Source organism: Geotalea sp. SG265, from assembly GCF_022808985.1.
GTDB lineage: Bacteria > Desulfobacterota > Desulfuromonadia > Geobacterales > Geobacteraceae > Geotalea.
This window is the reverse complement of record NZ_JAKZFT010000015.1, coordinates 1-25,183: the sequence shown is the minus strand read 5'-3', so window position 1 is coordinate 25,183 and position 25,183 is coordinate 1. Positions and strand designations below refer to the sequence as shown.

General features: G+C 60.0%; 24 protein-coding genes. 16 read left to right on the top strand and 8 right to left on the bottom strand.

Translation table 11 applies throughout. The features are described 5' to 3' along the window. Positions 1 to 9: 9 nt before the first annotated feature. The 9 genes from ML541_RS15355 (at position 10) to hcp (ending at position 9,029) form a co-directional block, all read left to right on the top strand. On the top strand, positions 10 to 1,467 hold the full coding sequence (locus ML541_RS15355; RefSeq protein WP_243374185.1) for a PQQ-dependent sugar dehydrogenase: 1,458 nt from the start codon (positions 10 to 12) through the stop codon (positions 1,465 to 1,467). A 35-nt stretch (positions 1,468 to 1,502) separates the two neighbouring features. Continuing rightward, positions 1,503 to 1,835: a cytochrome c gene (locus ML541_RS15350; RefSeq protein ID WP_243374184.1), complete on the top strand. Its 333-nt coding sequence runs from the start codon at positions 1,503 to 1,505 to the stop codon at positions 1,833 to 1,835. A 3-nt stretch (positions 1,836 to 1,838) separates the two neighbouring features. Beyond that, positions 1,839 to 3,029, top strand: coding sequence for a 3-dehydroquinate synthase (locus ML541_RS15345; RefSeq protein WP_243374183.1), 1,191 nt, complete (start codon positions 1,839 to 1,841; stop codon positions 3,027 to 3,029). Continuing rightward, positions 3,026 to 3,331 (top strand): hypothetical protein, encoded by a 306-nt coding sequence (locus tag ML541_RS15340; protein WP_243374182.1) that lies wholly within the window; start codon positions 3,026 to 3,028, stop codon positions 3,329 to 3,331. Before ML541_RS15345 ends, ML541_RS15340 begins: the two co-directional genes overlap by 4 nt. Next, positions 3,313 to 4,131: a TatD family hydrolase gene (locus ML541_RS15335; protein ID WP_243374181.1), complete on the top strand. Its 819-nt coding sequence runs from the start codon at positions 3,313 to 3,315 to the stop codon at positions 4,129 to 4,131. Before ML541_RS15340 ends, ML541_RS15335 begins: the two co-directional genes overlap by 19 nt. Then, entirely contained in the window at positions 4,125 to 5,201 is a 1,077-nt protein-coding gene (gene eboE, locus ML541_RS15330; protein ID WP_243374179.1) for a metabolite traffic protein EboE, read from the top strand. Before ML541_RS15335 ends, eboE begins: the two co-directional genes overlap by 7 nt. Further along, a complete protein-coding gene (locus ML541_RS15325) occupies positions 5,198 to 6,565 on the top strand; it encodes a nucleotide pyrophosphatase/phosphodiesterase family protein (RefSeq protein ID WP_243374177.1) in 1,368 nt (455 codons plus the stop codon). The genes eboE and ML541_RS15325 overlap by 4 nt, the downstream gene beginning before the upstream one ends. A gap of 4 nt (positions 6,566 to 6,569) precedes the next feature. Beyond that, complete coding sequence (locus ML541_RS15320; RefSeq protein WP_243374176.1) at positions 6,570 to 7,271, top strand: UbiA family prenyltransferase; 702 nt, start codon at positions 6,570 to 6,572, stop codon at positions 7,269 to 7,271. 102 nt (positions 7,272 to 7,373) lie between these two features. Further along, entirely contained in the window at positions 7,374 to 9,029 is a 1,656-nt protein-coding gene (gene hcp / locus ML541_RS15315; RefSeq protein WP_243374175.1) for a hydroxylamine reductase, read from the top strand. Positions 9,030 to 9,172: 143 nt separating this feature from the next. Here hcp and ML541_RS15310 read toward each other — a convergent pair whose 3' ends face one another. Beyond that, positions 9,173 to 9,574, bottom strand: coding sequence for a phage tail protein (locus ML541_RS15310; RefSeq protein ID WP_243374174.1), 402 nt, complete (start codon positions 9,572 to 9,574; stop codon positions 9,173 to 9,175). Between the two features lie 154 nt (positions 9,575 to 9,728). Between ML541_RS15310 and ML541_RS15305 the strand changes: the two genes are divergently transcribed. Further along, positions 9,729 to 10,034 (top strand): cytochrome c3 family protein, encoded by a 306-nt coding sequence (locus ML541_RS15305; RefSeq protein WP_243374173.1) that lies wholly within the window; start codon positions 9,729 to 9,731, stop codon positions 10,032 to 10,034. A 303-nt stretch (positions 10,035 to 10,337) separates the two neighbouring features. Here the strand turns inward: ML541_RS15305 and ML541_RS15300 are convergent, their stop codons facing one another. Genes ML541_RS15300 through ML541_RS15290 form a run of 3 tightly spaced genes read right to left on the bottom strand, consistent with a single transcriptional unit; the run spans position 10,338 to position 12,624 of the window. Then, positions 10,338 to 10,721 (bottom strand): DUF2267 domain-containing protein, encoded by a 384-nt coding sequence (locus ML541_RS15300; protein WP_243374172.1) that lies wholly within the window; start codon positions 10,719 to 10,721, stop codon positions 10,338 to 10,340. Positions 10,722 to 10,757: 36 nt separating this feature from the next. After that, positions 10,758 to 12,194 carry a lipase maturation factor family protein gene (locus ML541_RS15295; protein WP_243374171.1) on the bottom strand — a complete coding sequence of 479 codons (1,437 nt, stop codon included), beginning with the start codon at positions 12,192 to 12,194 and terminating at the stop codon, positions 10,758 to 10,760. 43 nt (positions 12,195 to 12,237) lie between these two features. Continuing rightward, a complete protein-coding gene (locus tag ML541_RS15290; RefSeq protein WP_243374170.1) occupies positions 12,238 to 12,624 on the bottom strand; it encodes a DUF2267 domain-containing protein in 387 nt (128 codons plus the stop codon). 210 nt (positions 12,625 to 12,834) lie between these two features. Between ML541_RS15290 and ML541_RS15285 the strand changes: the two genes are divergently transcribed. The 4 genes from ML541_RS15285 to ML541_RS15270 all read left to right on the top strand — a co-directional run bounded on the left by ML541_RS15285 (position 12,835) and on the right by ML541_RS15270 (position 17,499). Continuing rightward, entirely contained in the window at positions 12,835 to 13,158 is a 324-nt protein-coding gene (locus tag ML541_RS15285) for a cytochrome c (protein ID WP_243374169.1), read from the top strand. A gap of 112 nt (positions 13,159 to 13,270) precedes the next feature. Then, positions 13,271 to 14,782, top strand: coding sequence for a TolC family protein (locus tag ML541_RS15280; protein ID WP_243374167.1), 1,512 nt, complete (start codon positions 13,271 to 13,273; stop codon positions 14,780 to 14,782). Beyond that, complete coding sequence (locus ML541_RS15275) at positions 14,779 to 16,506, top strand: phospholipid carrier-dependent glycosyltransferase (protein ID WP_243374165.1); 1,728 nt, start codon at positions 14,779 to 14,781, stop codon at positions 16,504 to 16,506. Before ML541_RS15280 ends, ML541_RS15275 begins: the two co-directional genes overlap by 4 nt. A 30-nt stretch (positions 16,507 to 16,536) precedes the next feature. Then, positions 16,537 to 17,499: a glycosyltransferase family 2 protein gene (locus ML541_RS15270; protein ID WP_243374163.1), complete on the top strand. Its 963-nt coding sequence runs from the start codon at positions 16,537 to 16,539 to the stop codon at positions 17,497 to 17,499. A gap of 1 nt (position 17,500) precedes the next feature. Here ML541_RS15270 and ML541_RS15265 read toward each other — a convergent pair whose 3' ends face one another. Continuing rightward, complete coding sequence (locus tag ML541_RS15265; protein ID WP_243374161.1) at positions 17,501 to 18,838, bottom strand: glycosyltransferase 87 family protein; 1,338 nt, start codon at positions 18,836 to 18,838, stop codon at positions 17,501 to 17,503. Positions 18,839 to 18,843: 5 nt separating this feature from the next. Next, complete coding sequence (locus ML541_RS15260; RefSeq protein ID WP_243374159.1) at positions 18,844 to 19,293, bottom strand: GtrA family protein; 450 nt, start codon at positions 19,291 to 19,293, stop codon at positions 18,844 to 18,846. Between the two features lie 175 nt (positions 19,294 to 19,468). Between ML541_RS15260 and ML541_RS15255 the strand changes: the two genes are divergently transcribed. After that, positions 19,469 to 20,035 (top strand): cytochrome c, encoded by a 567-nt coding sequence (locus tag ML541_RS15255; protein WP_243374158.1) that lies wholly within the window; start codon positions 19,469 to 19,471, stop codon positions 20,033 to 20,035. Positions 20,036 to 20,121: 86 nt separating this feature from the next. On the opposite strand, the gene ML541_RS15250 is transcribed toward ML541_RS15255, so the two are convergent. Beyond that, the gene (locus ML541_RS15250) at positions 20,122 to 21,513 is read right to left on the bottom strand and encodes a beta-galactosidase (RefSeq protein ID WP_243374156.1); all 1,392 of its coding nucleotides are present in this window, start codon (positions 21,511 to 21,513) and stop codon (positions 20,122 to 20,124) included. 201 nt (positions 21,514 to 21,714) lie between these two features. On the opposite strand from ML541_RS15250, the gene ML541_RS15245 reads away from it, so the two are divergent. Continuing rightward, a complete protein-coding gene (locus ML541_RS15245) occupies positions 21,715 to 23,529 on the top strand; it encodes an ABC transporter ATP-binding protein (RefSeq protein ID WP_243374154.1) in 1,815 nt (604 codons plus the stop codon). 62 nt (positions 23,530 to 23,591) lie between these two features. On the opposite strand, the gene ML541_RS15240 is transcribed toward ML541_RS15245, so the two are convergent. Continuing rightward, positions 23,592 to 24,791 (bottom strand): mannosyltransferase family protein, encoded by a 1,200-nt coding sequence (locus ML541_RS15240; RefSeq protein WP_243374152.1) that lies wholly within the window; start codon positions 24,789 to 24,791, stop codon positions 23,592 to 23,594. Positions 24,792 to 25,183: the final 392 nt, after the last annotated feature.

Sequence of the window (25,183 nt, the reverse complement as noted above, 5' to 3'; positions counted from 1 at the left end):
GGAACCGGCATGGGCAAAATACGATTTATCTGCATGTTCATCATGGTCGCATGCCTTGCTGGCTGCTATGCAATGAGGCCGTCCAGCGGCGGAGGTGGACAGACGGAACTGGCAGAGGAGGGAAGGCGGGTCGATCCGGCGGATATCTCCCTCCCCTTCGGCTATCGCATCGAGGTCGTTGCCACCGGCCTGACCTTTCCCACAGGGGTCACCTTCGACGAAAAGGGGAATGTCTATGTGGTGGAGGCGGGATACTCCTATGGCGAAGTGTGGGAGACCCCCCGGCTCCTGCGTGTGGCGGACGGGGGGCTGCGGGTTATTGCCGAAGGGGGTGAAAACGGGCCATGGACCGGCGCCGTCAGGCACGATGGGGCATTTTATGTTGCTGAAGGGGGCGAGCTGGAAGGGGGCAGGATCCTGCGCATTGCCGACAACGGCGAGATAACGACCATTGCCGATCATCTCCCCTCACGGGGTGATCATCATACCAACGGTCCGGTCGCGGGCCGTGACGGGCTCATCTACTTCGGTATCGGGACGGCCACCAACTCCGCCATCGTCGGGGAAGACAACCTGAAGTTCGGCTGGCTGAAGCGCTATCCGGGGTTCCACGATACCGCCTGCCGCGACATTAGGCTTACCGGGGAAAACTACCGCTCAAAGGATTTCCTCAAGGGGACAGGGGAGGTGTCGACGGGAGCCTTCGCTCCTTTCGGCACGGCAACCAGCAAGGGGCAGGTGATAAAGGGGCGGATACCCTGTAACGGTGCCGTTTTCAGGGTGAATCCGGACGGCGGGGACCTGAAGCTCGTGGCATGGGGATTCCGTAATCCCTTCGGCCTGGCATTTTCACCCGACGGCGAGCTCTTCGTTACGGACAACGGCTATGACGACCGGGGGAGCAGGCCGGTCTTCGGCGCCGGCGACCCCCTTTGGCTGGTGAAGGAAGGCACCTGGTACGGCTGGCCGGACTACAGTGCGGGGCTGCGCCTGGACGAAGGCAACCAATTCAAACCATTCCTCCAGGAAAAACCGCGCCTTCTGCTGGCGGAGTACCCGAACCATCCCCCCAATCCGGCGGCCATCCTGCCGGTTCATGCCTCGGCCGACGGCTTCGATTTTTCCCGCAACGAATCATTCGGCCACCGGGGCGAAGCATTCATCGCCCTCTTCGGGGACCAATCGCCGGCAACAGGCAAGTCCCTGGGTGCAGTGGGATTCAAAGTGGTACGGGTGGATGTGCGGACCGGGGTGATCAATGAGTTCGCCGCCAACAGCGGGAAAAAGATTGGTCCCGCCTCGGCTTTGGAAAGCAGTGGATTCGAACGACCCATTGCCGCCCGCTTCGATCCATCGGGGGAAGCGCTTTACGTGGTCGATTTCGGTATTCTCAAGGAGACGGAAAAGGGTGCGGAGCCCCAGCGGAAAACCGGGGTGTTGTGGCGCATCACGCGGGAAGTGAAATAACAATGCGAGACTGAAAGCAATCATTGGGGGGCACCATGCGGTACATGACCCTGGCAGTGATGGCGGTTCTCTTACTGTGCGCCTGCGGCACCCCCCGGCGGGGAGAAAACATTGCCGGGCCGCTGACGCTCTCCACGGAAAAGGAAGTCCGGGGGGAAAAATATTTCATGACCTATTGCAACAAATGCCATCCCCTGGGAGAGAGCGGCGTCGGTTTCGCCCTCAACAACAAACCCCTGACCGGTCCGCTGATACGGACCCAGGTCCGCTTCGGGGCCGGGGCGATGCCGGCTTTCTCCAAAGAATTCCTCCCCGACGAGAAGCTTGACGATATCCTCGCTTACCTGCAGGTCCTCCGGGAACACTGATTCATGGAGCAGCCCGAGGACCCATCGGCGGAAGAAAGCGTACCTGAGCGGGTCGTGTGGCAGGAATTCAACGTGCCGTGGCGTTTTCCCGTCGTCTTTACCAGGAATGCCTTCGCTCCCGGCAACGACGCCCTGGCGACTGCGCTGCGATCCTTCGGGCCGGTTGCGGTGTTTCCCGTTGCCGACAGCGGCGTTACCGAGGCCAATGGGGGGCTGGCAGAGGACGTTGCAACCTATGCCGCATGCCACTGCGATGTCTTGCGCCTGGTTTCCCCCTTGCACGTGCTCCCCGGCGGGGAACGGTGCAAGAATGGCCCGGGCCAGGTGGAAATTCTGCACCGCCTTTTTCATCGACACCAGCTGTGCCGCCATTCGGTGGTGCTGGCCATCGGCGGCGGCGCGTTTCTCGATGTGGTGGGCTATGCCGCTGCCACCGCCCACCGTGGGCTGAGGCTGGTCAGGCTGCCGACGACGACACTGGCCCAAAGTGACGCGGGCATCGGCGTCAAGAACGGCTACAACGCCTTCGGCAGGAAAAACTGGGTCGGCACCTTCGCGCCCCCTTTCGCCGTTGTCAACGATTTCCAGTTCCTTCACACCCTGCCTCTCCGGCAGCGGCGGGCGGGGCTTGCCGAAGCAGTCAAGGTGGCGGTGATCAAGGACGGCGATTTTTTCCACCTGTTGTCGGCAAAGCATCGGGAGCTGGCTTTACTGGAGCCGGGGCTGCTGGAGGAGACGATCATCAGGTGCGCAATGCTGCACCTGCAGCATGTGGCCGCCGGGGACCCCTTCGAGAAGGGCTCGGCACGTCCCCTCGACTTCGGCCACTGGTCGGGTCACGCTCTGGAGGAGGCGAGCGGCGGCGAGATTCTTCACGGCGAGGCGGTGGCCATGGGCATGGCGCTGGATTGCCTCTATGCCGCAGAAAAGGGGTTGATGACCGAGGAGGAAGGGGACGCCATCCTCGGCCTGCTCCGGGATCTGGGGTTCCGGCTTTTTCATCCGCTCCTGGCCGGTCTCGACCTGCAGGCGGCCCTCGACCGTTTCCGTCAGCATCTGGGGGGTGGTCTCAGCATTACCCTTCCCGTCGGTATCGGTTGCCGGACGGAACTGCACCAGCTGGACCCGGAGGCCTTGCACCGGGCACGGCGCCGGTTGATGTCACTTCCATTAAAAAGGCGGGAATCCTCATGAAGATGGGACAGCACCGTAAACCGACTGCCATGGAGCTCCTGGAGCGGGATTTCGTCAAGTGCCGTGCCCGGATCCTGGAGATAGCAGCCTTCATCGACCGCATCGACCGCTTCGAAGGGAGTGATGGGGCGAGGAAGGATTTCCGCTACCGGGCCATATTCCAGGCGCTGGAAATCATCTCTTCCGTGGAGGGGAACCGGGTGCGGGAGATCCTGCTGCTTTTGAGCGATCCCACACTGCAGCCCCTGGAAGACGTCCTGCCGCCACAGCGGGCGCAGGGTGCATGGAGGCCCCCCCGGTGATCATCGAGCCCCATATTCACATGGTTTCCCGCACCACCGACGACTACCGGGCCATGGCCATGCATGGCATCGGCATCGTTACCGAGCCGGCATTCTGGCCCGGCTATGATCGAAAAACCGCTGCAGGCTTCGCCGACTACTTCGAGCAGTTGACGGTTGTCGAGCCGAAGCGGGCCGCCGGGTTCGGCATCGGCCATTACTGCTGGCTCTGCCTCAACCCAAAGGAGGCGGTCGATCTGGGGCTGGCCATGGAGGTGATGGAGATACTCCCGGAATTCCTGGACCGCCCCACGGTCCTGGGGATCGGAGAGATCGGCCTGAACCGCAACGGCAAGAACGAAGTCAAGGTGCTGGAGTGGCAGGTGGAGCTGGCGGCCCGGCGCAATGAACTGATCCTCGTCCACACGCCCCACCTGGAGGACAAGCTCAAGGGGACCCGGCTCATTCTCGACATCATCCGTGCAGATTCCCGCATCTCACCCGACCGGGTCCTCATCGACCACGCTGAGGAGCATACCATCGGCCTCATCCGTGAGCGGGGCTTCTGGGCCGGGATCACCCTCTACCCCCATTCCAAGTGCTCGATAGAACGGGCTGTGGATATCCTTGAAACATCGGGTCTTGAGCGGGTCTGGCTCGATTCGGCGGCGGACTGGGGGGTGAGTAACCCCCTGGCGGTGGTGGCGGCCGGTGAGGAGATGCGGCGCCGCGGCTTCAGCGATGAGGCCGTGGACACGGTGCTTTTTCAAAACCCCGCCTCATTCCTCGGCCAGTCGCCGCGGTTTCGGCTCCGGTGCTGACCTACTGCACCAATATCCATCCCGGCCACAGCTGGGATGAGGTCCTGACCGGGGTCTGGCCCCGGGTTCTCCAGGTAAAGCGCGTCGTTGCCCCCGATGCGGCATTCCCGGTGGGGCTGCGTCTTTCTGCCCTCGCCGCCGGGCAGGCCACTCCGGCGGCGGCCTTGCGATTCGTGGACTGCTGCGCCGACAACGGCTGCTTCATCCCCACCCTCAACGGCTTTCCCTATGGTCCCTTCCATGGCGGCTCAATCAAGGAAAGGGCTTACCTGCCCGACTGGCGCAGTCTGGAGCGGGTTCGCTATACCCTGGACCTGATCCGGCTCCTCAGGCTCTGGCTTCCCCCCTCACTGACCGGGTCCATCTCCACCCTTCCCATCGCCTGCGGCCGCCATATTTCCCGGGCAGACCTGGCGGCAGTCCGGCGCAACCTGATTACGGTGCTGAGAGCGCTGGAACTTTCCGCCTCGGCCGGCAAACCGATCCTCCTTGCCCTGGAACCGGAGCCGGGATGCCTGCTGGAAACGACCCGGGATGTGGTTTGGTTCGTGGAAGCAATGGCTCTGCCCCGGGACCTGCGGCGGCTGATCGGCGTCTGTTTCGATTGCTGCCATGCCGCCGTGCTCCATGAAGAACCGCGTACGGCCTTCGCCCTCCTGGCGGAGGCGGGCATCCCCGTGGTCAAGATCCATCTCTCGTCGGCGGTCCGCATCACCGCCAATCACCGCCAGGCAGCGGCCCTCTTCAGAGATGACTGCTACCGGCACCAGACCACCGTCAGGAGCTATACCGGCACTGTCCATTTCACCGACCTGGCCGACGCCCTTGACGATACCCCCCTGCTGCCAGGAGAATGGCGCATTCACTATCACCTCCCCCTCTACGACGATGGTAATGCCCTCTACGGCACCACCAACGCCTTCATCAACGAAGTGCTCGCCTGGGCGCCGTCCCAGACACTTTTGGAAATCGAGACCTACAGCTATGAAAACATGCCGCCGGAGCTGCGCCGGGGGAGCGTCGTCGATTCCATTTGCCGTGAATTCGCCTGGGTCGGAGGTATCCGATGAAGCGGACCGTGGTGATAAATGTGGCCGGACTCAGTTCTTCCCTCCTAGGTCCCCATACGCCACGGATTAACGGGCTTGCCCGGAGCGTCTCCTCCATCCGGCCGGTCTGCCCGGCGGTCACCTGCACCATGCAGGCGACCTTTCTGACGGGAAGGCTTCCGGCACAGCACGGCATCGTCGGCAACGGTTGGTATTTCCGCGAGCTGGCCGAGGTCTTCTTCTGGCGCCAGTCCAACCGCCTCATGGAAGGGGACAAGGTCTGGCAGGTGGGGCGGGCGATGAATCGGGACTTCACCTGCGCCAACAGCTTCTGGTGGTACAACATGGCCACCGATGTCAACTGGAGCGTCACCCCCCGTCCCATCTATCGTGCCGACGGACGCAAACTGCCTGATTGCTACACCCAGCCGCCGCACCTGCGGCAGATATTCACCAGGCGTTTCGGCACCTTCCCCCTTTTCCGCTTCTGGGGTCCAGCCACGTCCATCGCTTCTTCCCGCTGGATCGCCGATGCCGCCATGGCCGTCGAGGAACTCTTCGCCCCGGTCCTGCACCTGGTCTATCTGCCCCACCTTGACTACGTGCTGCAGAAGGAGGGACCGGAAGGGGCAATCCATGGGGACTTGCGGGAGCTGGACCAGGTCTGCGGCTCCCTGCTGGATTTCTTCCGCGACCGGGGGTGCCGGGTCATCCTTCTCTCCGAATATGGCATTTCTAAGGCAGACCGGCCGCTTCACCCCAACCGCATCCTGCGGGAGGCCGGGCTGCTGGCGACGAAATCGGACCTGGGGCGGGAGTACCTGGATGTGGGGGCAAGCCGGGCCTTTGCCGTGGCCGATCACCAGGTTGCCCACGTCTACGTACGGGAGAAGCGGGAGGTGGAGGGGGTGGCGGCCCTCTTTCGACAGGTGCCTGGCATCGAGCATGTTCTTGATGCCCGAAGCAAGAAGGAATGGGGGTTGGGACACCGGCGCTCGGGAGAACTGGTGCTGGTTGCCGGCCGGGAATACTGGTTCAGCTACTATTACTGGACCGACGACGGGAAGGCCCCCGACTACGCCAGGACGGTCAACATCCACGCCAAACCGGGCTACGACCCATGCGAACTGTTCTTCGACCCGAAGCTCCGCTTTCCGGCCCTGAGGGTGGGATTCTCCCTCCTGAAGCAGTGCCTGGGCCTGCGTGCGCTCATGGAGCTGATCCCCCTCGATGCCGGGCTGGTGAAGGGCTCCCACGGCCGGCTGCCCGAGGACCCCGGGGAGCTTCCCCTGCTTATTTCCTCGGAACCACATCTCCTCGGCTCCGACCAGATTGCAGCCCAGGATGTCTTTCATGTGATCCTCGACCATGTTTTCAGGGAGTGATGCCATGGAACCTCTTCGTATCTATCTGGAACTGTGCCGGGTCAGCAACCTGCCAACCGTCTGGATCAACACCCTGGCGGCATGCCTGCTGGCGGGGGAGGGATGGCAGCTGAAGAAGATCGTCCTGCTGCTCCTGGGGTTTTCCCTGATGTACGGCGGCGGCATGGCGCTGAACGACTGGCTCGATGCCGATACGGACCGGCTGCACCGGCCGGACCGGCCACTCCCATCGGGGAGGATCGGGGAACGGGAGGTGCGGATCTGCTGGCTTTCCCTCTTTACCGCGTCCCTCGGTGTTTTCTACGCCGCCGGAGGATTGAACGCCTTCTGCGGGGGGGGCATCCTGCTGCTTTTCGTCATTACCTACAACCTGAGTCACGGCTTTTCCTCTCTGGCGGTCGTTCCCATGGCCGGGTGCCGGTTCATGATCTACATCGTCAGCGGCATTGCCTGTGCCGGACGACCGAATCTCCTGCTCCTGGTTCTGGCTGCGGTGCAGTTCGGCTACATTCTCTACATCACCATGGTGGGGCGCCGGGAAAAACATGCTGGCGAAGCCCATTCACGGGTGCCGGTGCTGCTGGCCGGCGTGCCGCTTTTGGACGGCGTGGCACTGGCGCTGGCCATGGGGATCGGCTGGATCTTTGCCGGTCTTGCCGGCGGCATCGCCACTCTGGCAGCCCAGACGAAAATTAAGGGGGACTGAGCCCGATAGCCTGCCAAGGCGACGTCAGGGTGTAACTGCTTGAATTGGCGCCGGTTGCTGCCATACTGTCTATATAAAAAACCTATCCAAGGGAGAATGGCCATGGAAAAAGCGATGTTCTGCAGGCAATGCGAGCAGGCGGCCCAGGGTGTGGGGTGCGAGGTGATGGGAAACTGCGGCAAGAACCCCCAGGTCGCCGCCTTGCTGGACCTGATGATACACGGCCTGGAAGGGGTGGCGGTCTATGCTCACCAGGCGCGGAAGCTGGGGGCGAAGGACCCGGAGGTGGATCGCTTCATGCTTGATGGCCTCTTTACCCGGGTGACCAACGTCAACTTCGATCCGGAGGACATTGCCCGGCGCCTGCAACGTTGTTACCAGGTGAAGGAACGGGCGCGGTCTCTCTTCGAGACGGCCTGGCAGGAACGGAAAGGGGAGAAGGCTCCCGAATTCGATGCCGGGCCGGAGGCATGGAAAGCTGCCCAGGATACGGCGGGGCTTGTCACCCAGGGAAGACAGTACGGGGTTCGTACCTGGCATCAGGACCCGGATGTGCTCTCGGCGCTTGAGCTGGTTATCTACGGCCTCCTCGGCATGGGGGCCTTTGCCTGGCACGCGGCGGAGATGGGCAAGGAGGACGACGAGATCTATGCCTTCATCCACCGCGCCCTGGCGGCTGCGGCGGACCACAGGACGACCCTCCAGGATTTCGTCGCCCTGGCCCTGGAGTGCGGCAGGATGAACCTGCGGACCATGGAGCTTCTTTATCAGGGGCATGCCGAGCGCCTGGGCGATCCCGAGCCGATGAAGGTCAACCTGGGCACTCGTCGCGGCAAGGGGATCGTCGTTTCGGGGCACGACCTTCCCATGCTGGAGGAACTCCTCAAGCAGTGCGAGGGGAAGGGGATCAACATCTATACCCACGGGGAGATGCTCCCCGCCAACGGATACCCGGGGCTGCGAAAATATGCCCATTTCGCCGGCCACTTCGGCACCGCCTGGCAAAACCAGACCCGGGAGCTCCCCAATTTCCCCGGGGCCATCATCTTCAACACCAACTGCATCCAGCGCCCCGATCCCGCCTATGCGGACCGGCTCTTCACCTGGGGTGAGGTGGCCTGGCCCGGGACGACCCACCTGGAGGGGTTCAATTTTTCTCCGGCGATCGAAAAGGCGCTGCAGCTTCCTGACCTGCCGGAAAATCCGGGGCAGGAGATCCTGGTGGGGTTCGGTCACGGGGCGGTCCTCAAGGTGGCCGGAACGGTGGTGGATGCGGTGAAAACGGGGGCGATCCGCCGCTTTTTTCTTATCGGCGGCTGCGACGGGGCCAAGCCGGGGCGCAACTACTATACGGAGCTGGCACAGCAGGTGCCCAAGGACTGCGTCATCCTCACCCTGGCCTGCGGCAAGAATCGTTTCAACCGGCTGGAATTCGGCGATATCGGCGGCATTCCTAGGCTGCTGGACGTGGGGCAGTGCAACGACGCCTACTCGGCGATCCGCATCGCTCTGGCCCTGGCTGAGGCATTTGAGTGCAGCGTCAATGACTTGCCGCTGTCCATGATCCTCTCCTGGTACGAGCAGAAGGCCCACGTCATTCTACTGACCCTGCTCCATCTGGGAATCAAGGGGATCCGCCTCGGCCCGTCCCTGCCGGCCTACGTTTCACCGGGGGTGCTGGATTACCTGGTCAGAAACTATGAACTGGGGCCGATTACGACGCCGCAGCAGGACCTGCAACAAGCCTTGGGTGGGTAGCGTAGAAGAGTTCCTGAACCGAAAGTGGTGAGCGACGCGAAAGGGGACCGGGATCGGTCCCCTTTCGCAAGGGAAAATAAGCGTTGACGTACCTGCTGCGGCAATTACATCCTTGGGCGTGCCGGTTTGTAACCGGCAAGGCTCTACAACTGCTCCACGAGCTCGATCCCGTGGTGCTCCACCTCGATCAGCTCGATAACCACATCGTGACCCGTTGCCTTTAACTGCAATCCCCTGACCTTGACCGGAAAAGCACTGGTAACCTGCCAGGCGGCGATCTTCTGCCCCCCTTCATTGTGGAGGGTTATGCCGATGGTGCGGCGCTCGATGGTCTGGGGCTTGACACTGCAGAGCCATTTATAGAGGTCGGTGCCGAAGGTGATCATGCCGTTGGCCAGGACCAGGTTGGCAGTCTGCTGTTTCAGCGCTTCCCGGTCGTGGAGGGCAAGGTCTTCCTGGGCAAGGGTGACCTGTGAAAAGCCCGCAAAGAGGCCATGGCTTTCCACGTGGTAGCGGTATTGGGGAAATGGCAGTTCACCATCCATAGGACTTTCTCCTCAGGTAGCCGAATTATTAAAGTAAGCTTATCATAAATGTCTGGCAAATCAGCTGCGCATATGGGAAAAATATCCTACCGGCTGGAGCCGGCGGTGTCGATGACACCAGGTGATTGTACTGTGTCGATGAAAGGAGGAAAAAATGAAAAAAGCGCTCTTGTTGATCCTAGTAGTGTGCATAAGTGGCTTGTCTGTGACAGTTTTGGCAGCGACGCCGAAAAACGTGGGCCCAGAGATCATCAACCTGAAAATGGGGGTGATGATTCTGCCATTCTCCCACCGTAAGCATCAGAAAGAACTGAACGGCGAATGTTTTCACTGTCATCCCAAGGCCAGTGCAGGAAAGATCGACAACTGGGGCAAGGAGACGGCCCATAAGATCTGCATCAGCTGCCATGACCTTGAAGAAAAGGGCCCGGTGGAATGCAAACAGTGCCATAAGAAATAGCTGCTTTTGCAGATGGCGAAGCAAAAGAGGCTGCCCCCAAAGGGTAGCCTCTTTTTTTGTGTCTTTCCCGGGAATCGCTGGGAAAGAAAGGCAGTAGGGTCGTTGTCCGTTCGCTCTATCGCCACAGCTGCGGACCTAGCGGTGTCGCCCACATCATCCCATCCGATGCTTAAAGGGCCACCCCTCCTCCGTTCCGTACGCGGCGGGTGTCCGCTCGCCGCTGTGGCTCGTCGCTCATTCCCAACGCCCCTACTGCCTTCTCCGGAAACGGTTGAAACAAGATAAGGGCCAGACGTTCCGGCCTTATGCCTGATCCACGATTGCCGCCCAGTCGTCGGGGAGCTGCGTTTCAATCTCTTCCATGATGTCGGCCCCATCATCGCTTTCCTTGACGCAGTGGAAAACCTTTCCCACCAGATCCCTCGCCTGCTGCCAGTCCAGATGCAATTCCGTACCCACCAAGGCGAAGAAATCGTCGATGGACAGCTGGACCGGCGCCTGCTGATGGCTGCGCAGGGTGGCGAAATCCAACTGGGGAGGGAGCGTGTTGGTCAGCTCCCTGGCCCATTTCTCGTCGATCTTGCTTGCCAGTACGCCGAGGACGATCTTGAGAGCGGAATCGGCCGCCTTTTCGTCATTGATGAAAGGGAGTTCCATTACCTGCTCAATGAAGCTGTGATATTCCATAAATACCTCCTTTACCGGTGCCTGGTGCGGTTTTAGTCAGTCCAGCCCATATGTCTGCAGAATCTTGCGGAACGACGGCGACGAAAGGGAAACCTCCGGCAGATACTCGCCGAGCAACTCCCTGTGCCAGCGCCTGCCGGTGCGCCGGTACTCTTCCCTATCGGTGAAATGGTAGCGGTAGTAGCGGGCGCGGACTTTGAGCGGCGGTGTGTCGGAGAACGGGTTCGTCTTCAAGAGCCCCAGTACCTGCCGGTCCCCCTGGAGCAGCTTGGCGAGGAAATGGATGAACCACAGCGGCCGGGTGCGGGAAGGCATGGCCGCGAACCACATGAGCCAGTCGAGCCGCAGGTGATACGGAGCGATGATCGGCGGCAAGCGCCGCGCGTCCCCGGGCTTGCCGCGAAATTCATACTCCTTCCAGCCCGTTGCGCCGTCAACCGCCCCTTCCACGACGATTTCGTACCGCTCCCGTGTGATGCTGCCGAAGGCGCCGTAGGTGTTGACCAGGTGAAAGGGGTCGAAGCTGGTGTTCATGATCTGCGCAGGTGAGATCATGTTCAGCACCGGCCGGATGCTGCGGACCGCCACCAGGAGCACCACTCCCCAGCAGGCGACAGCAAAAAGCGGCGGTGGCGGTGTCAGGGGGGGAGGCTGCAGCCCTGCAATTCCCAGCGTGCCGCTGACCGTCGAGCAGCAGAGGATAAACGCAAGCCAGTTGAGCCAGGCGAAATTGCCACTGACGATGATGGAAAAGAGGAAGAAGGCGGAAACGGTTCCGGCTGCCAGGGCCATGGGTTGCGGGGCGAGGTAGAAGACCGGCATGACCAGCTCCGCCAGATGATTGAAGGCAACCCCCATGCGCCGCAACCAGGCGGGCAGGAGGTGAAAAAAACGGCTGGCCGGATTCGGCATGGGCTGGGTCTCGAAGTGGTAGTCCAGGCAGGAGAGGTCGCGCCAGCACGGGTCGCCGCGCAACTTGATCAGTCCGGCACCGAACATGACCCGGAAAAGCACCCAGCGATAGAGCCAGACAATAGCCACCGGCGGCTCCACATGGGTGGGGCCGAGAAAGATTGCCAGGAAGCCGCATTCCAGCAGCAGCGATTCCCAGCCGAAGGCATAGAATTCCTGGCCGATGTTGACGTAGGAGAGGTAGAGCGCCCAGAGGAGAAACCAAACGAGCATGGAGGCCGCGGTGCCGAACTGCTCAGAAAGCCCGGTCACGGCGAGAAGGGCGAGGCCGGTTCCCAGCCAGGCGAAGAGTCGAAAGGCCCGATCATGGGGAAAGAGGTAGAAGATGCTGGGGGCCGACCGGAACGGTACCAGCTGCATGTACTGGGGAGCCGGCAAGAGCCCTTTCTCCCCGCACAGTGGGCGGAACTGGTTGAGAGCCACCAGAAAGGCCATCAGGTAGATGATGCCTAGCCCCCGCTGCAGCAGGAGCCGGGGCAGCCAATATTCCGAGGGTTCCATGGAACCTCCGAATCGCGGACCTGCTGCCGCTGTCACTGTAATTTCAGTGGATGGTCTTAGACCATTTTCCGAACAGCTTCAGATACTTTTTCGGCAGCTGGGAAACGACGTCTTCCATTTCTCCTCCGCTGACAGCGTTCCCTAGCACCGACAGGACAGCGGTGGCGTGCCGTTCGGCATTCTCCGCATCGGTCCCCTCGCGTCTGGCGATCCGCTGCAGGAATTCGTCCAGCTCCATTTTGCTCCGGCTTTCCACCTCCTTCAGGTATGGTTGCAATTCCCGCGGCAGTTGTGCGGCGAGCTGATCCGCTTCTCCCATGAAAAGACGCTCGCCGAGGGTCTGCAGTGTCGCCCTGACTGCCCTTTCTGTCTGCTCCTTGTCGCACCCGGCCTGTTCCTGAACGTTTTTGATGAATTGATGGTAGTCCATGTCTCCTCCTTTACGTTCGGTTGCAACGGCCTATTTAAAAAGCTTAACACAGGGGGCATGGGGGTCAACGGCGGCACGGCAGCCGGCTATCCAGCCGTACAGGTCACCCTAAGCCAAGGCGCTGCTGCGGTGACAGCAGTCACAGTCCCTGGGAACCTTTTGGCGGTATCCTGCAGGCAACGTAATACCGGACAACAGATGGAGATAACTATGCTGAAAAAGAAGATAACTGCGCTGTTCCTGGGCCTGCTGGTGCAGGTCGGCCTCTTCGGCGCCGCTCATGCCGATTCCCCCATCGGGAAAAATCCTCTCCAGGAGCGGAGACCGCTAGTGCGAAATTCTTCCGCAGCCACTGTCGCCGACAAGCGGCAGAATGCCACCCTCTACAACGCCAACTGCGCCATCTGCCATGGCCAAGCCAAACGGGGGCAATCCCCCTCCCTCGTCAGGAATGCCATCAGGAATAATACGGGAGGGATGGGTTCACTCAAGTTTCTCAGCCAGGAGCAGGTCGACGTCATAACCGACTTCTAAAGGCGTTGTTCAAGCCACGGCAGCCATATCAACTGCAACAATGTCTGTAATTGATAAAAAAGGTTAATTAGATATAATCTCTGGAGAATGCCCATTCAAAGGGGATTTTTTTATGCGCCGAGCTTGGCTGACAACTCTATCGGTCGTCATTCTGATGCACCTGCTTGTCCCTGCCGGCCGGTGCCAGACCCCCCCGGCAGAGCTGCAGCTTACCAATGCCGCTGCCATTGCCATGGCTATCAGGCGGAATATAGAGGTGCAGAACGAATCCCTCTCTTCGTTTATGGCTGAAATCGACCTATCGCGCAGCTGGGGCATATACAATCCCGTCGTCAGCCTTTCCGCCAACAGCGGCATTACCGCCACCCCGGGCGAGATGTTCAGGACCAGGAATACCCTGACCACCCTGGGGCTGACCCAATATCTTCCCACCGGCGGCAGCATCTCTGCCACAACCCAGACCGGCTATACAACTGCCGAGTCGGACAATCCCGAGCAATTCACCAAGGATTGGCAGTCATCCATGGGGCTGACGGTCAGCCAGCCCATCCTGCGCAATGCCTGGAAGGAAGCGACCGGCTTTCCCATCTTCGCCGCAGAGAAAAGTCTCGACGAATCCTTCGAGCGTTTCCGCTCCTTCCTCAACGATACCGTTTTCACCGTCAGTGCATCCTACAATCGCCTCTTCACCCTTCGCCAAGTGCTGGCGGCGCGAAAAGATGCCCTAGAATCGGCGGAAAAGTTCCTGGATGAGATACGGAGGAAGGTGACGTCAGCAAATCCTCTCGCCATGGAGATTGCCGATGCCGACTTTGCCGTAGTCCAGCGGCGCAGGGAGCTTGTCGAGGCGGAGCGGAACGTCAGGGATCACGAAGCAGGGTTCCGCTACCTGATCGGCCTTGAAGGGAAAGCAATCATTGTCCCGGTGGATCCCCCGTCCAGGGAAGAGCCGCCGGAGACGGAAGAACAGGCGGTGGCAGCCGCCTTGAGCCGTCGTCCCGACCTGTTGCAGCTGCAGACGAGCCTGCAGGTGCAGCAGGTACAGGAGCGCATCGCCCGGGGCCAGGTCCTGCCGGAGCTGAACCTTTCCGCCGGGGGCGGACTGAGCGGCACCGCCCCCACCATCGGCAAGGACTGGCGGGACCTGTTCGAAGGGCGGCGGCGGTTTTGGACGGTGGGTATGCAGTTCAGCTATCCCATCGGCAATACGGCGGCGATCGACGACTACCGCCGGACCAGGATCAGGACTGAGCAATTGCAGAACCAGATCAAGTCCCTGAGCTGGAGAATCCGCAACGACGTGGAATCGGACATGCGGTCGCTGATTTCGGCCCGCCTGCAGCTGCGCATGGCGGACCGCTCCCTGAAACTGGCGGAGCAGCGGGTGGATGAATACCGGAAGAAGGTCGGGACGGGCGCCATCAAGGTTCAGGATGTCATCAATGCCGAAAATGACCTGACTGCGGCGCGCAATGCCCAGACCGATGCGGTCGAAACTTTTGCCAATGCGGTTGCCCGCTTGTGGCGGGATATGGGAACGCTCCTGGATCGCAACGCTGTAAAGCTCGACCCGAAACACCCGGGGAAGGTGGTGGCTGCCGGGCCCGGGGAGCACGCCCTGTGAAGGCACTACTGTCAGGCTTGCAGGCGAAAGACCTGGCGATCATGGCTGCCATGGTTGCCGGCTATCTCCTGGTGGCTCTCTGCAACCTGGGAAGCTTCAATGTCCCGGCAACGTCCTGGCAACCGCTGCAGAAGGGAGAAAGCCTGGTCATCGATCTGGGGCGGCAGGTCAATCTGGCAAGGATCTACTATTATTGCGGCATCGACCGGCACCATTCTCAAAAGGGAACCTTTTCCCTGGCATACGAGCGGGACGGCCGCTTCCAGCCTTTAATCATGCTGGAGAAGGATGACTGCAGCGTCTGGAAATACCGGGAAGCGGCTGTCGCCGCCTCACGACTGCGATTGACGGCGGATACGCCCGGCGCCACCCTGAACGAGCTGGTGCTGGTGGAAAAGGGGAAGCGCACCCCCCTGACCGGGGTCGCCATCTCCGGTCGTCCCGCCGCAAACGCCCCCCCCGGAAATCTCCTGGACGAGCAGCAGACCTTTGCCTATGTTCCCTCCTTTCGCAACGGTTTCTATTTCGACGAGGTCTACCACGGTAGAACTGCCTTCGAGCATCTGCACCGCATGGAGCCCTTTGAAAACACCCATCCCCCCCTGGGGAAGGTCTTCATTGCGTCGGGCATCGCCCTTTGCGGAATGAACGCGGTCGGCTGGCGGATTGCCGGTACCCTGTTCGGGGCAGCGCTTTTGCCGGTCATGTACCTCTTCGCCCGGAAGCTCTTTGATGGTGCTTTTTTCGCCTTTGCCGCCGCCTTTCTCGTGATGGTGGATTTCATGCATTTTACCCAGTCCCGCATCGCCCTCATCGACATCTTCGCCGTCTTCTTCATCACCCTTATGTACGCATTCATCCACGACTTCCATGTGAACGGCAGCTTCTCCGGCGGCTGGCGGCAAACGGCCCGGCCGCTGCTTCTGGCAGGGGCCTGCTTCGGCCTCGGCGCGGCCTGCAAATGGATCGCCGTTTATGCCGGGGCAGGGGTAGCCCTGTTGGTGGGGCTGCAGGTTTGCCGCAGTTATCGGCAATCACGGGGGGAGCCGGAACGGAGTCGCTTTTTTCGGGGCTACCTGATGCCGCTCCTTTGGGTTTGCTCCGTTTCGTTCGTACTGATTCCGGCAGCCATCTACCTGCTCTCCTACATCCCCTTTCTGCTGGTTGACGGGGGCAATCACGGCATAATGGACGTCATCCGCAACCAGCGGTACATGTTCGCCTATCACAGCGGGCTTACTGCTACCCATCCCTTTGCTTCCCCCTGGTGGAGCTGGCCCCTGGATCTGACCCCGGTCTGGTTCTATACCGGGGCAGGTCTCCCCCCCGGCCGGGCTTCCACCATTGCCTCCTTCGGCAATCCGCTCATCTGGTGGACCGGCATCCCTGCCGTTATAGCTGCCGCCGTCATTGCCCTGCGCAAGCGGGAGCGGGGGATGACGGTGATCACTGTCGGCTTCATCTTCCAGTATCTGCCGTGGGTTTTCGTCACCCGGCCGGCCTTCATCTACCATTTTTTTTCGGCGGTGCCGTTCATGATCTTCTCCCAGGTCTACGTAATGGAGCAGGCCATGGCACGGTGGCCCAAGGCACGGTACGGGGTGGTGGGGTATCTGGCCGCTGCCGGGGTGCTGTTTGCTGTTTTCTACCCCGTTCTCTCCGGGATGGAGGTCTCAGGCGGCTATGTGGCAGGGCTGCGGTGGTTCAAAACGTGGGTGTTCTAATCTGCATCTATTTTCGTGACCGGGGGTTCTATGATCGAGGCAATAAGCTTTTCCGTGGTGGTGCCGGTATTCAACGAAGAAAAAGTCCTTCCCGAGAGTTACCGGCGGCTCACTGCCGTCATGGAGGGGCTGGGAGAGCCCTATGAGATCATTTTCGTCAACGATGGCAGTTCAGACCGGACCATGTCCATACTGGACGAGCTCTGCGAGCGGGACCGCCACATCCGCATCATCGACTTCGCCAAGAACTTCGGCCACCAGACCGCCATCACCGCCGGGATGGATTATGCCGACGGCAAGGCGGTGGTGGTGATCGATGCCGATCTCCAGGACCCGCCGGAACTGATACCGCAGATGATCCAGTGCTGGCGGGAAGGATACGATGTGGTCTACGGCAAGCGGAAGGAACGCAAAGGGGAGACCTTCTTCAAAAAGATGTCAGCGGCCCTCTTCTACCGGCTGATGCGCAAGATGACCGAAGTGGACATTCCAGTGGATACGGGCGATTTCCGGCTCATCGACCGCAGGGTATGCGATGCCCTCAAATCCATCAAGGAGCGGAACCGCTATATCAGAGGGATCATCAGCTGGCTCGGGTTCCGGCAGATCGGTGTGGAATTCGACCGGGAGGAGCGTTTCGCCGGCGAAACCAAGTATCCCCTGAAGAAGATGCTCAAGTTCGCCTTCGATGCCATCACCTCCTTTTCCTTCAAGCCGCTGAAACTCTCCTCATACCTGGGATTGACCCTCTCCTTCTGCAGTTTGATCTACCTGCTGTTCGTGATCTGGCAAAAGCTCTTCACCGGCAACACCGTGGCCGGATGGGCCTCCAGCATGGTCATCAGCCTCTTCTTCAACGGTGTCGTCCTGATGATGCTGGGGATTGCCGGGGAATACATCGGCAGGATCTATGACGAGACCAAGGGGCGCCCCCTCTATGTGGTGCGCCGCGTGCGGAACTTTGCCGTGGAGAAGGACTGCCGGGGGCGATGAGTCATCCGTTATCCAACGGTGCCGGGATGCCTTCCCGAAACCGGATGCGGGCGAGGTGATAGACAAGGTAGCCGAAGAGCAGCAGGTTCACTGCCGCCGTAGCCAGCAGGAGCGGATCGGAGCTGGGGATTTGGTGAACATCGCCGGTGCTGGCGAGTAAGACCTGAGCCACATTCAGATAATGGGTGATGCTGAAGCCGGTGAAAAGGAAAAACATTACCCTGCTCCTGCCCCGAAGGGCGGCCAGCAGGGTGAGGGCGAGTACCGGAAAGAGGTAGCGCTCGTGCATTCGAGAGGCGAGGGTGAAGACGGCGGAAATGAGGAACGCCCCCATCAGATAGAGCCGGTCCTCCTTTTCGCCGCGGAAATAGATGCGCATGGAGCAAAGGGTAGCCAAGACGATGAAAAAGGTCCCCCAGTTCCGGTAACTGAAAAGGAACCATGGGGTGGTTTCGGAGACGAAATTGGCTCCGCTCAGGGCAAAGAGGTTGTAGGCATTGACGCTGGCGAAGGGATACGAGGTGAGGGTTGTCCTGTAGTGCCTGAAGATCCACAGTATCCCTTCCGTAAAGACAAAGGGGGAAACACCTACGGCAAAGACAAGCATGCCGGCCGTGGTTGCGAGTGCCACCCGTCTTGCCGCATCCCTTTCCGGCCTGATGAGCACCAGCTCAGTGGCCACAGCCAGAAATAGAGGGGTGAAGATAAGTGCCTGGGGCTTTATCAGGAGCGCCGCGGCGAAAAGACCCACCGACGGAGTGAGCCGATTCTCAGACAGGCAGTGAACAGAGAGAACGATGAACAGGGTAAAGACTCCATCCACCTGCCCCCAAACCGAAGAATCGAGAATGACCGCCGGATTGAGGCCGTAGATGAGGGCAAGGGCAAGGGCCGGCCTCCTGCCCACCTGCCGGTCACCCAGGCGGTAGATAAACATCACCAGGGCCAAGTCGGCAAAAATGGCGGGAAGCTTGATGAGCAGCTGGAATGCGATACAGCGGTCGGGCAGGAGCAGTAACTCCTTAAGCTTGCCGATGAGGTAGAGGACATACATATAGCCGGGGGGGTAATCGGCGAAGAATTTTCCCGAATAGAATCCCCGGAAATCTTCCGCCGCCCGCATGGCCCAGGCCTGAAAGGTCTGCACATCGCCGGCGTGCCCTTCCAATGAGGCAGCGAGCACAACCCGCACCAGCAGCAAAATCACCATTATTCCGGCGATAATCCACCGCGACCCGCCTTCCCCGCTTTGAGTACGGCGGAAAAACCGGCTGATTATGAGAGTCACAGCCAGGGTGTAGCCTGCGGGGACCAGAGCGAGTGTGAAAAAAGACGCCATGGGGATCATCTCGCAGGCCCCGGCGAGCGGGCAGCATTCCTGAAGACCCAGAGCCTGTTGCCGAAAAAGCTGAGGAGCATGGTGAAAAAGGTGGCCGCCGTTTTTGCCGGAAAAAGGGTCAGGCCCAGCAGCCCATGGAACAGGTAGACAAGCAGGAGCGAGATGCCCAGCCCCGCCAGATTGACAGTGACGAAGCGCATCATCTCACCCGCCTTGAGCCCCGGCGTGCCGAAGGTCCAGTATTTGTTGCAGAGGTAGCTGTTGACGATGCCGCAAGCGTAGGAGCAGGCCTGCGCCGGCAGGTACGGCAGGCCCAGGCTGTCGAGAAGAAAGAAGACGGCGAAATCCACGGCGGTGTTGACAATGCCCACCAAATTGAAGCGTGCCAGTTGCCCCAACAAGAGGACCGGCGATTTGCCGTGCAGGGACTGAGGTTTTTCGTGATCGGTATCCATTTTAAGAATTATAGCCGCAGAGCGTGAGAAAACCATCCTCTTAATATAAATTTACTAATCATTGCCTTGACGCCCCTGACGGCGGCATGCATAATTTGAGTAGTACAACGCCTTGAGCGGGCATTAACCGGGCAGCACGGCACAATGTGGCCTACTACATAAAAGGGGGTACAGCATGTCGCATAGAATCAAGCAAGCACTGGCGTTTCTGGTATGCATGAGCTTCCTGCAGTTGGGGGCAGTAGCCGTTGCCGATGAGAACGAAGAAAGGGGCGCCGCCACCGGTGGCAGTACCTATGAGCGTGAAAGGGACCAGGACCGGGACCGGGATGAAGATCGGGCCCGTGAGCGTGAACGGGAGAAAAGGGAGAAGGATCGAGAGCGCGACCGGGAAAGGAGAAATAGGATATCACCGTCGCCGACGCCTGGTGCAACATCAACCCCGACACCGACACCAACAGCGAAGCCCACACCTACACCTACGCCGACACCGACTCCAACACCAACACCGACTCCAACACCGACACCGACACCGACTCCAACACCAACACCGACTCCTACAACTACTTCCGGCGCGACTCTGTATCAGACCTACTGTTCGGGCTGTCACGGAACTTTGACGAAGAAGGGCTGGACCACCACCCAGATCCAGAACGCCATCAGCTCCAACATGGGCGGCATGGGCTTCCTTTCCACCCTGACCTCCAGCCAGATCCAGGCCATTTCCGCTGCCGTTCAGTAGTCTTCATTGACCTAGACAACGCAAAAAAGGCTCCCAGTCGAGGGAGCCTTTTCTTATTTATCGCCAACACCGGGGTGTCAAAGATTTCACCCCTTTTGGGCTGCTTTGATTTCGAAAATCCGCACTAGCCCCGGGGTGAGCTTGACCCGTTCCAGGGTTTTGCCGTCGTATGCCCTGAAAGGGGTGGGCGTGCCGTCCAGAGCGTATTCCACCACGGCCGATCCGGGGCGCGCATGGATCCGTAGCGTCGGGTCCCCCTGCTTGTCCCAGACGAAGAGAACCTGGCTGCCATCGGGCCTGACGAAGAGATGTTGGAACAGCTCGTCTTTTGTCCCGCCGAGGACCTCCACCTTCAGTTCCCGGTCGGCAATGGTCAGTGTACCCACGTCGAGCAGGGCGATCAGGCGCTTGATGGTGAAGAATGCCATTTTCCGCGTCCGGTCGGGGCGGCTGATCCCCAGGTAGTAGTTTTCCCCGCCGCCGATGACCGGTTCCGACTGTTTCCGTTCCTTGATCTGATAGATTCCCAGATGCTCAATCCGCGGCGTTGCCAGAAACGTGGCGAAGGCCCGCGCCCACCAGTTGGCCTGGTCCAGCTCGCTCTTGCCGGGAGTATTGGCAAATCCCGCCTCGTTGATCCAGATAGGTTTTCTGCCGCAGTATTGGTCCGCCCAGGGGACAAATGTTCCCTGGAAGTGATTGGGATAGCCCTGGTCCAGGTAGTTTTCCAGCACGATGTTCTTCTCGGTCCAGGTTTCCGGATAGGCATGGAAGGGGAGGATATGGAAACTGTCGCCGCTGCCGTACTTGTCGCAGGCCTGCTGCACCCAGTCGGCGTCCGGGTAGACCATGCCGCCAAAGAGGATCTGTTTGCGGGGATCGGTCCTGCGGATCGCCTCAGCCCCCTTCTGCAGTACTTCGTTATACTGCTGTGCCGTGCCGTCCCACCACTGGCGCACATCTTCCTCGTTGTAGATCTCGTAGGAGCGGATGTTGCCGTGGCCGGCAAGGGCTCCAGCCAGGCGGGAAACGAACGCGGTCCAGTCTTCGATACGGGCGGGGGGATCGTTCCAGTCCTCCCGGTCGGTGCCGCCGGCGGCGGCCCATGGTGCCGTATAGCCGATATAGGGGCGCAGGGTAATGCCGTTTTGCGCAGCCAGAGCCACGAAACGGTGCAGCCATTGGAAGTCATACTGTCCCCGGGCGGGTTCGTAGTCTCCCCAGGGCAGGCTCCCCCTCCAGGTGGTCAATCCCAGCTCCTTCATCAGCCGAAAGTCCTTCGCCACCTCCTCCAGATCTTCACCCTTGACGTAATCCTGGAGGATGCTGAAGGAGACCGGCTTGGTAAATACTGCGGCGGTAGGTGCCGCGATCGTGCTCCCACCTCCGGCCGTACCTTCGGCACCATGGGGAATGTGGCAGCAGGCGCTGGACACAAGCAGGAACATTGAGACGGCAAGGGATGTCAGTTTTTGCATCTTGTCACCTCGGCAGTTTATTGGACTTCCGGCAAATCATTTCCCTCTCCCCCGCTGAGAGAGGTCGGGCGAGGGGGAAATGGAATAATGATTCGGCGAAGCATTATCGATTACTGAAAGTATAGCAGAGACAATGGTTACTTTCGCAGGGGGGTGACCCGGCTCACTTCAATGGAAGGTGGATTGCTGCAGACTGGTGGCATGAAAACGTTATGCGCACGCCTCAAAGAGAGAATCATCGCCAGGGTTGCCGCCGTCGCCGGGCTGGACGGGAAGAAACTGCTGCAGATGCGGCGGGCAATCGGCTTCGTCACCCCCCACCGCCGGACCGTTGCCGTCATCCTGGCCATCATGCCGGTCATTGCAGCCCTCGGCGCCCTTGAGCCGCTCATTTACAAGCTGGTCTTCGACCGGCTGGCTGGCAACAGGGGATTGTCCAGCATCCTTCTGGCGGTCGGCGCCATCATGGCGGCGGCATTGGCCCGGGAAGGCTTCAACGCCCTTTCCAACCGGCTTAGCTGGAAGGTGAGGCTGGCAGTGAACTACCAGCTCCTCGATGCCACCACCAGCCGTCTCCACTCCCTCCCCCTTTCCTATCACCGGGGGGAAACGGTGGGGGGGCTGATGACTAGGCTCAACCACGGCATCAACGGCTTTGTCGCCGCCGTCGCCGAAATCACATTCAACATCCTTCCCGGACTCGTCTACCTGGCCATCTCAGTGGTGGTCATGGTCCGACTCGATTGGCGGCTGTCGCTGGTAGTGATCCTCTTCGCCCCGCTCCCGGCATTGATCGGTGTCTTCGCCTCGAAGGAGCAGACCGCCAGGGAAAGCGCGCTGCTTTACCGCTGGGGGGTGATCTTTTCCCGCTTCAACGAGGTATTGGCGGGAATCGTCACGGTCAAGAGCTTTGCCATGGAGGAAGCGGAGCGGAAAAAGTTCATGGACGAGGTTGCCGATGCCCACGGTATCGTCAGGCGGGGGGTCGCCACCGACACAAAGATCGGCGCCGCCCAGAACCTGGTGGTGATGCTGGCCAAAGCCGGCTCCATCGGCTGTGCTGTCTACCTCATTTCTCGCGGCGAGACTACCGTCGGTACTCTCATGGCCTTCCTCGGCTATCAGGGAGGGCTCTTCGGCCCGGTCAACAGTCTGACTACCATCTACCAGACCCTGCGCAAGGCGACCATCTCCTTCGATATAGTCTTTTCCATTCTCGATGCCGAGGACCGGCTCAAGGATGCGCCACATGCACTGCCGGTGCAAGAGGTCAAGGGAGAGGTCGCATTCCGCAACGTCTCCTTCGCCTACAACGAGGAGCGGACCATCCTCAGCAACATCAACGTCAACGTGCGGCCTGGGGAAACGGTGGCCATCGTCGGACCGAGCGGCTCGGGCAAGACTACGCTTATCTCGCTCCTGCAGCGCTTCTATGATCCCACCTCCGGCTCGATCAAACTGGACGGGGTTGACCTGCGTTTCCTCCAGCAGCGTTCGCTCAGGCAGCAGATCGGCGTCGTCCTCCAGGATGCCCTGGTTTTCAACGACACCATTCGCAACAACATCGCCTACGGTAGGCCCGATGCTACCGATGAAGAGATTCAGGCGGCGGCCATGGCGGCCAATGCTCATAAATTTATCTGCCGGCTCCCCGGGGGCTACGATTTCGTCGTCGGCGAACGGGGCAGCCGCATCTCCGTAGGTGAGCGGCAGCGGATCAGCATCGCCCGGGCGCTCCTGAAGAACCCCTCCCTCCTTATCCTCGACGAAGCCACCTCGGCCTTGGACGCCGAGTCGGAGGTCCTGGTGCAGGAGGCCCTGGAGCGGCTCATCAAGGGACGCACCAGCTTCATCATCGCCCACCGCCTCTCCACTATCGTCGGCGCCGACCGCATCCTCGTCCTCAAGGACGGCCGCATCATCGAGTCGGACACCCACCAGGCGCTCATGGAGCAGGGCGGCTACTACGCCTCGCTGGTGGAGTGCCAGTCGCGGGGGCTGCTCTTGGCGAGCTGACAAAGTAGCCACAGATGAACTACGAAAGGTGAGGGAAGAAGAGATGATTTACAGGCCGGATCTCACCCTGCCCATTGATCGGCAACGAAGGTGGTCATCAACATGACCATGAACGGCAGGTTAACCATGACCCAGGCCCGATCGAACCAGCTATGGCGGCCAAGGGCGGCGGGCAACAGGAAAAATGACGGGAGGGCGAGCACGTAGCGATGCATCCCCTGGGCGACTCCCGATGTGAGGGAGAAAAACAGGATTGCGCCGCTATATAGCGCCAGCACCTTGTCGTGGCGGAACATCCATATTACCGAAATAATTCCTGTCGCGAGACAGGCCATCTCCACCATGTAATAAGCTAGAGACTGGGGGCTGGTGATCATGAGACCAAGAGCTCCCTTCCAGGCTGCCAGCGTTCCCGCAAGATCCAGCAAATTCCTGCTGAAATAAACACTCTCCACAAAATGGAATGGCCGGCCCATCAACAGATTGAAAAGTGCATATGCCAGGGCCGGGGCCAACACGAAGATGAAATCCCAGTACGCCCTTTTCTTGCCACCAAACAGTGCTTTTCTGCCCTCGCTTCGATACCAGTACAGGAAAAGCGGCAGAAGGAGCAGCGCCCCTGCCGCCTTTGTCAGAGTTGCCGCGAAGGCCAGGATGCCGGCCGGAACGAAACAACGCTCACGGGCAAACATGAGCGCTGAAAAAGAGAGTCCAAGGAAGAGTCCCTCCGTGTAGACCATGGCCAGGAACATGGAGGCAGGCGCAACAAGGAGATAAAAGGAGGCCCGGAGGCCCGCGTTTCGGTCGATGATGTCGCGTCCGATCCGGTACAATGCCACCATTCCCGCAAGGGCTCCCCCCAGGGAGATCAAAACTCCGGCAAGGGTTGCGGCGGCTGTCTCCTTCACTCCCAGAAACGTTAAAGGTAGTTTTACAATGCGGATCAACAGCGGGTAACCTGGGAAAAAGGCATGGTTGACCGATATCCAGGAAGGCTGTTCTCTCTGGCTGCGCATAATGCGGGTTTTCCAACTGAAATCGGGGGGGATTGCCCTCATGGCCGGGTCGTGATATCCGGCAAGGGCGATTGAAAGGTAGTATTCCGAATCCCAAGCCACATGGCCGTTCATAAATGGGGTGTTCAGATAACGGTGCGTAGCCAGTCCCGCTGGGCCTGTATCTTCAGCCGTCCAGGACAGGACTCTGTCGGGGGCGGCGAGGCTGAAACGGGCACCCAGGTACTGTACCAGAACCAGCACCATGCATACCCATATAAGCCATGTCAGAATTATGGTTCTGTATTCGGCCGGAATCATATTTTCTCATACTATCACAGGACTTATTAAATTCAACCAATGTCGCTCTCCCCTGTTTTGCGGGGTCAGGTCTTGAAATATAAGAAAACTTATTTTTCAAGACTTGACCCCGCTGCGGAAGATGGCACTCTGCTTCCTTTTTGTTACACTTTTATCAGTGGTGAGAGTCAGAGTTCGAAAGTTAAGAGGAGGCTGCCGTGAGCGCCAATATCAGGGCATTGAAAAACCCCCGCATTGAGCAGCTATGCCCCCTCAAGGGGCCAAATAGCATAAGTTATTTGTTTGGCTTGCTAAATTTATGCTCTTTGAAACTCAATTTTGCCGGGTTAGCCAGCCAT

Coding starts and splice junctions, on each gene's coding strand:
- ML541_RS15355 (WP_243374185.1), top strand. CDS start 10: ATGGGCAAAATACGATTTATCTGCATGTTCATCATGGTCGCATGCCTT.
- ML541_RS15350 (WP_243374184.1), top strand. CDS start 1,503: ATGCGGTACATGACCCTGGCAGTGATGGCGGTTCTCTTACTGTGCGCC.
- ML541_RS15345 (WP_243374183.1), top strand. CDS start 1,839: ATGGAGCAGCCCGAGGACCCATCGGCGGAAGAAAGCGTACCTGAGCGG.
- ML541_RS15340 (WP_243374182.1), top strand. CDS start 3,026: ATGAAGATGGGACAGCACCGTAAACCGACTGCCATGGAGCTCCTGGAG.
- ML541_RS15335 (WP_243374181.1), top strand. CDS start 3,313: ATGGAGGCCCCCCCGGTGATCATCGAGCCCCATATTCACATGGTTTCC.
- ML541_RS15325 (WP_243374177.1), top strand. CDS start 5,198: ATGAAGCGGACCGTGGTGATAAATGTGGCCGGACTCAGTTCTTCCCTC.
- ML541_RS15320 (WP_243374176.1), top strand. CDS start 6,570: ATGGAACCTCTTCGTATCTATCTGGAACTGTGCCGGGTCAGCAACCTG.
- hcp (WP_243374175.1), top strand. CDS start 7,374: ATGGAAAAAGCGATGTTCTGCAGGCAATGCGAGCAGGCGGCCCAGGGT.
- ML541_RS15310 (WP_243374174.1), bottom strand. CDS start 9,574: ATGGATGGTGAACTGCCATTTCCCCAATACCGCTACCACGTGGAAAGC.
- ML541_RS15305 (WP_243374173.1), top strand. CDS start 9,729: ATGAAAAAAGCGCTCTTGTTGATCCTAGTAGTGTGCATAAGTGGCTTG.
- ML541_RS15300 (WP_243374172.1), bottom strand. CDS start 10,721: ATGGAATATCACAGCTTCATTGAGCAGGTAATGGAACTCCCTTTCATC.
- ML541_RS15295 (WP_243374171.1), bottom strand. CDS start 12,194: ATGGAACCCTCGGAATATTGGCTGCCCCGGCTCCTGCTGCAGCGGGGG.
- ML541_RS15290 (WP_243374170.1), bottom strand. CDS start 12,624: ATGGACTACCATCAATTCATCAAAAACGTTCAGGAACAGGCCGGGTGC.
- ML541_RS15285 (WP_243374169.1), top strand. CDS start 12,835: ATGCTGAAAAAGAAGATAACTGCGCTGTTCCTGGGCCTGCTGGTGCAG.
- ML541_RS15280 (WP_243374167.1), top strand. CDS start 13,271: ATGCGCCGAGCTTGGCTGACAACTCTATCGGTCGTCATTCTGATGCAC.
- ML541_RS15270 (WP_243374163.1), top strand. CDS start 16,537: ATGATCGAGGCAATAAGCTTTTCCGTGGTGGTGCCGGTATTCAACGAA.
- ML541_RS15265 (WP_243374161.1), bottom strand. CDS start 18,838: ATGGCGTCTTTTTTCACACTCGCTCTGGTCCCCGCAGGCTACACCCTG.
- ML541_RS15260 (WP_243374159.1), bottom strand. CDS start 19,293: ATGGATACCGATCACGAAAAACCTCAGTCCCTGCACGGCAAATCGCCG.
- ML541_RS15255 (WP_243374158.1), top strand. CDS start 19,469: ATGTCGCATAGAATCAAGCAAGCACTGGCGTTTCTGGTATGCATGAGC.
- ML541_RS15250 (WP_243374156.1), bottom strand. CDS start 21,513: ATGCAAAAACTGACATCCCTTGCCGTCTCAATGTTCCTGCTTGTGTCC.
- ML541_RS15245 (WP_243374154.1), top strand. CDS start 21,715: ATGAAAACGTTATGCGCACGCCTCAAAGAGAGAATCATCGCCAGGGTT.
- ML541_RS15240 (WP_243374152.1), bottom strand. CDS start 24,791: ATGGTGCTGGTTCTGGTACAGTACCTGGGTGCCCGTTTCAGCCTCGCC.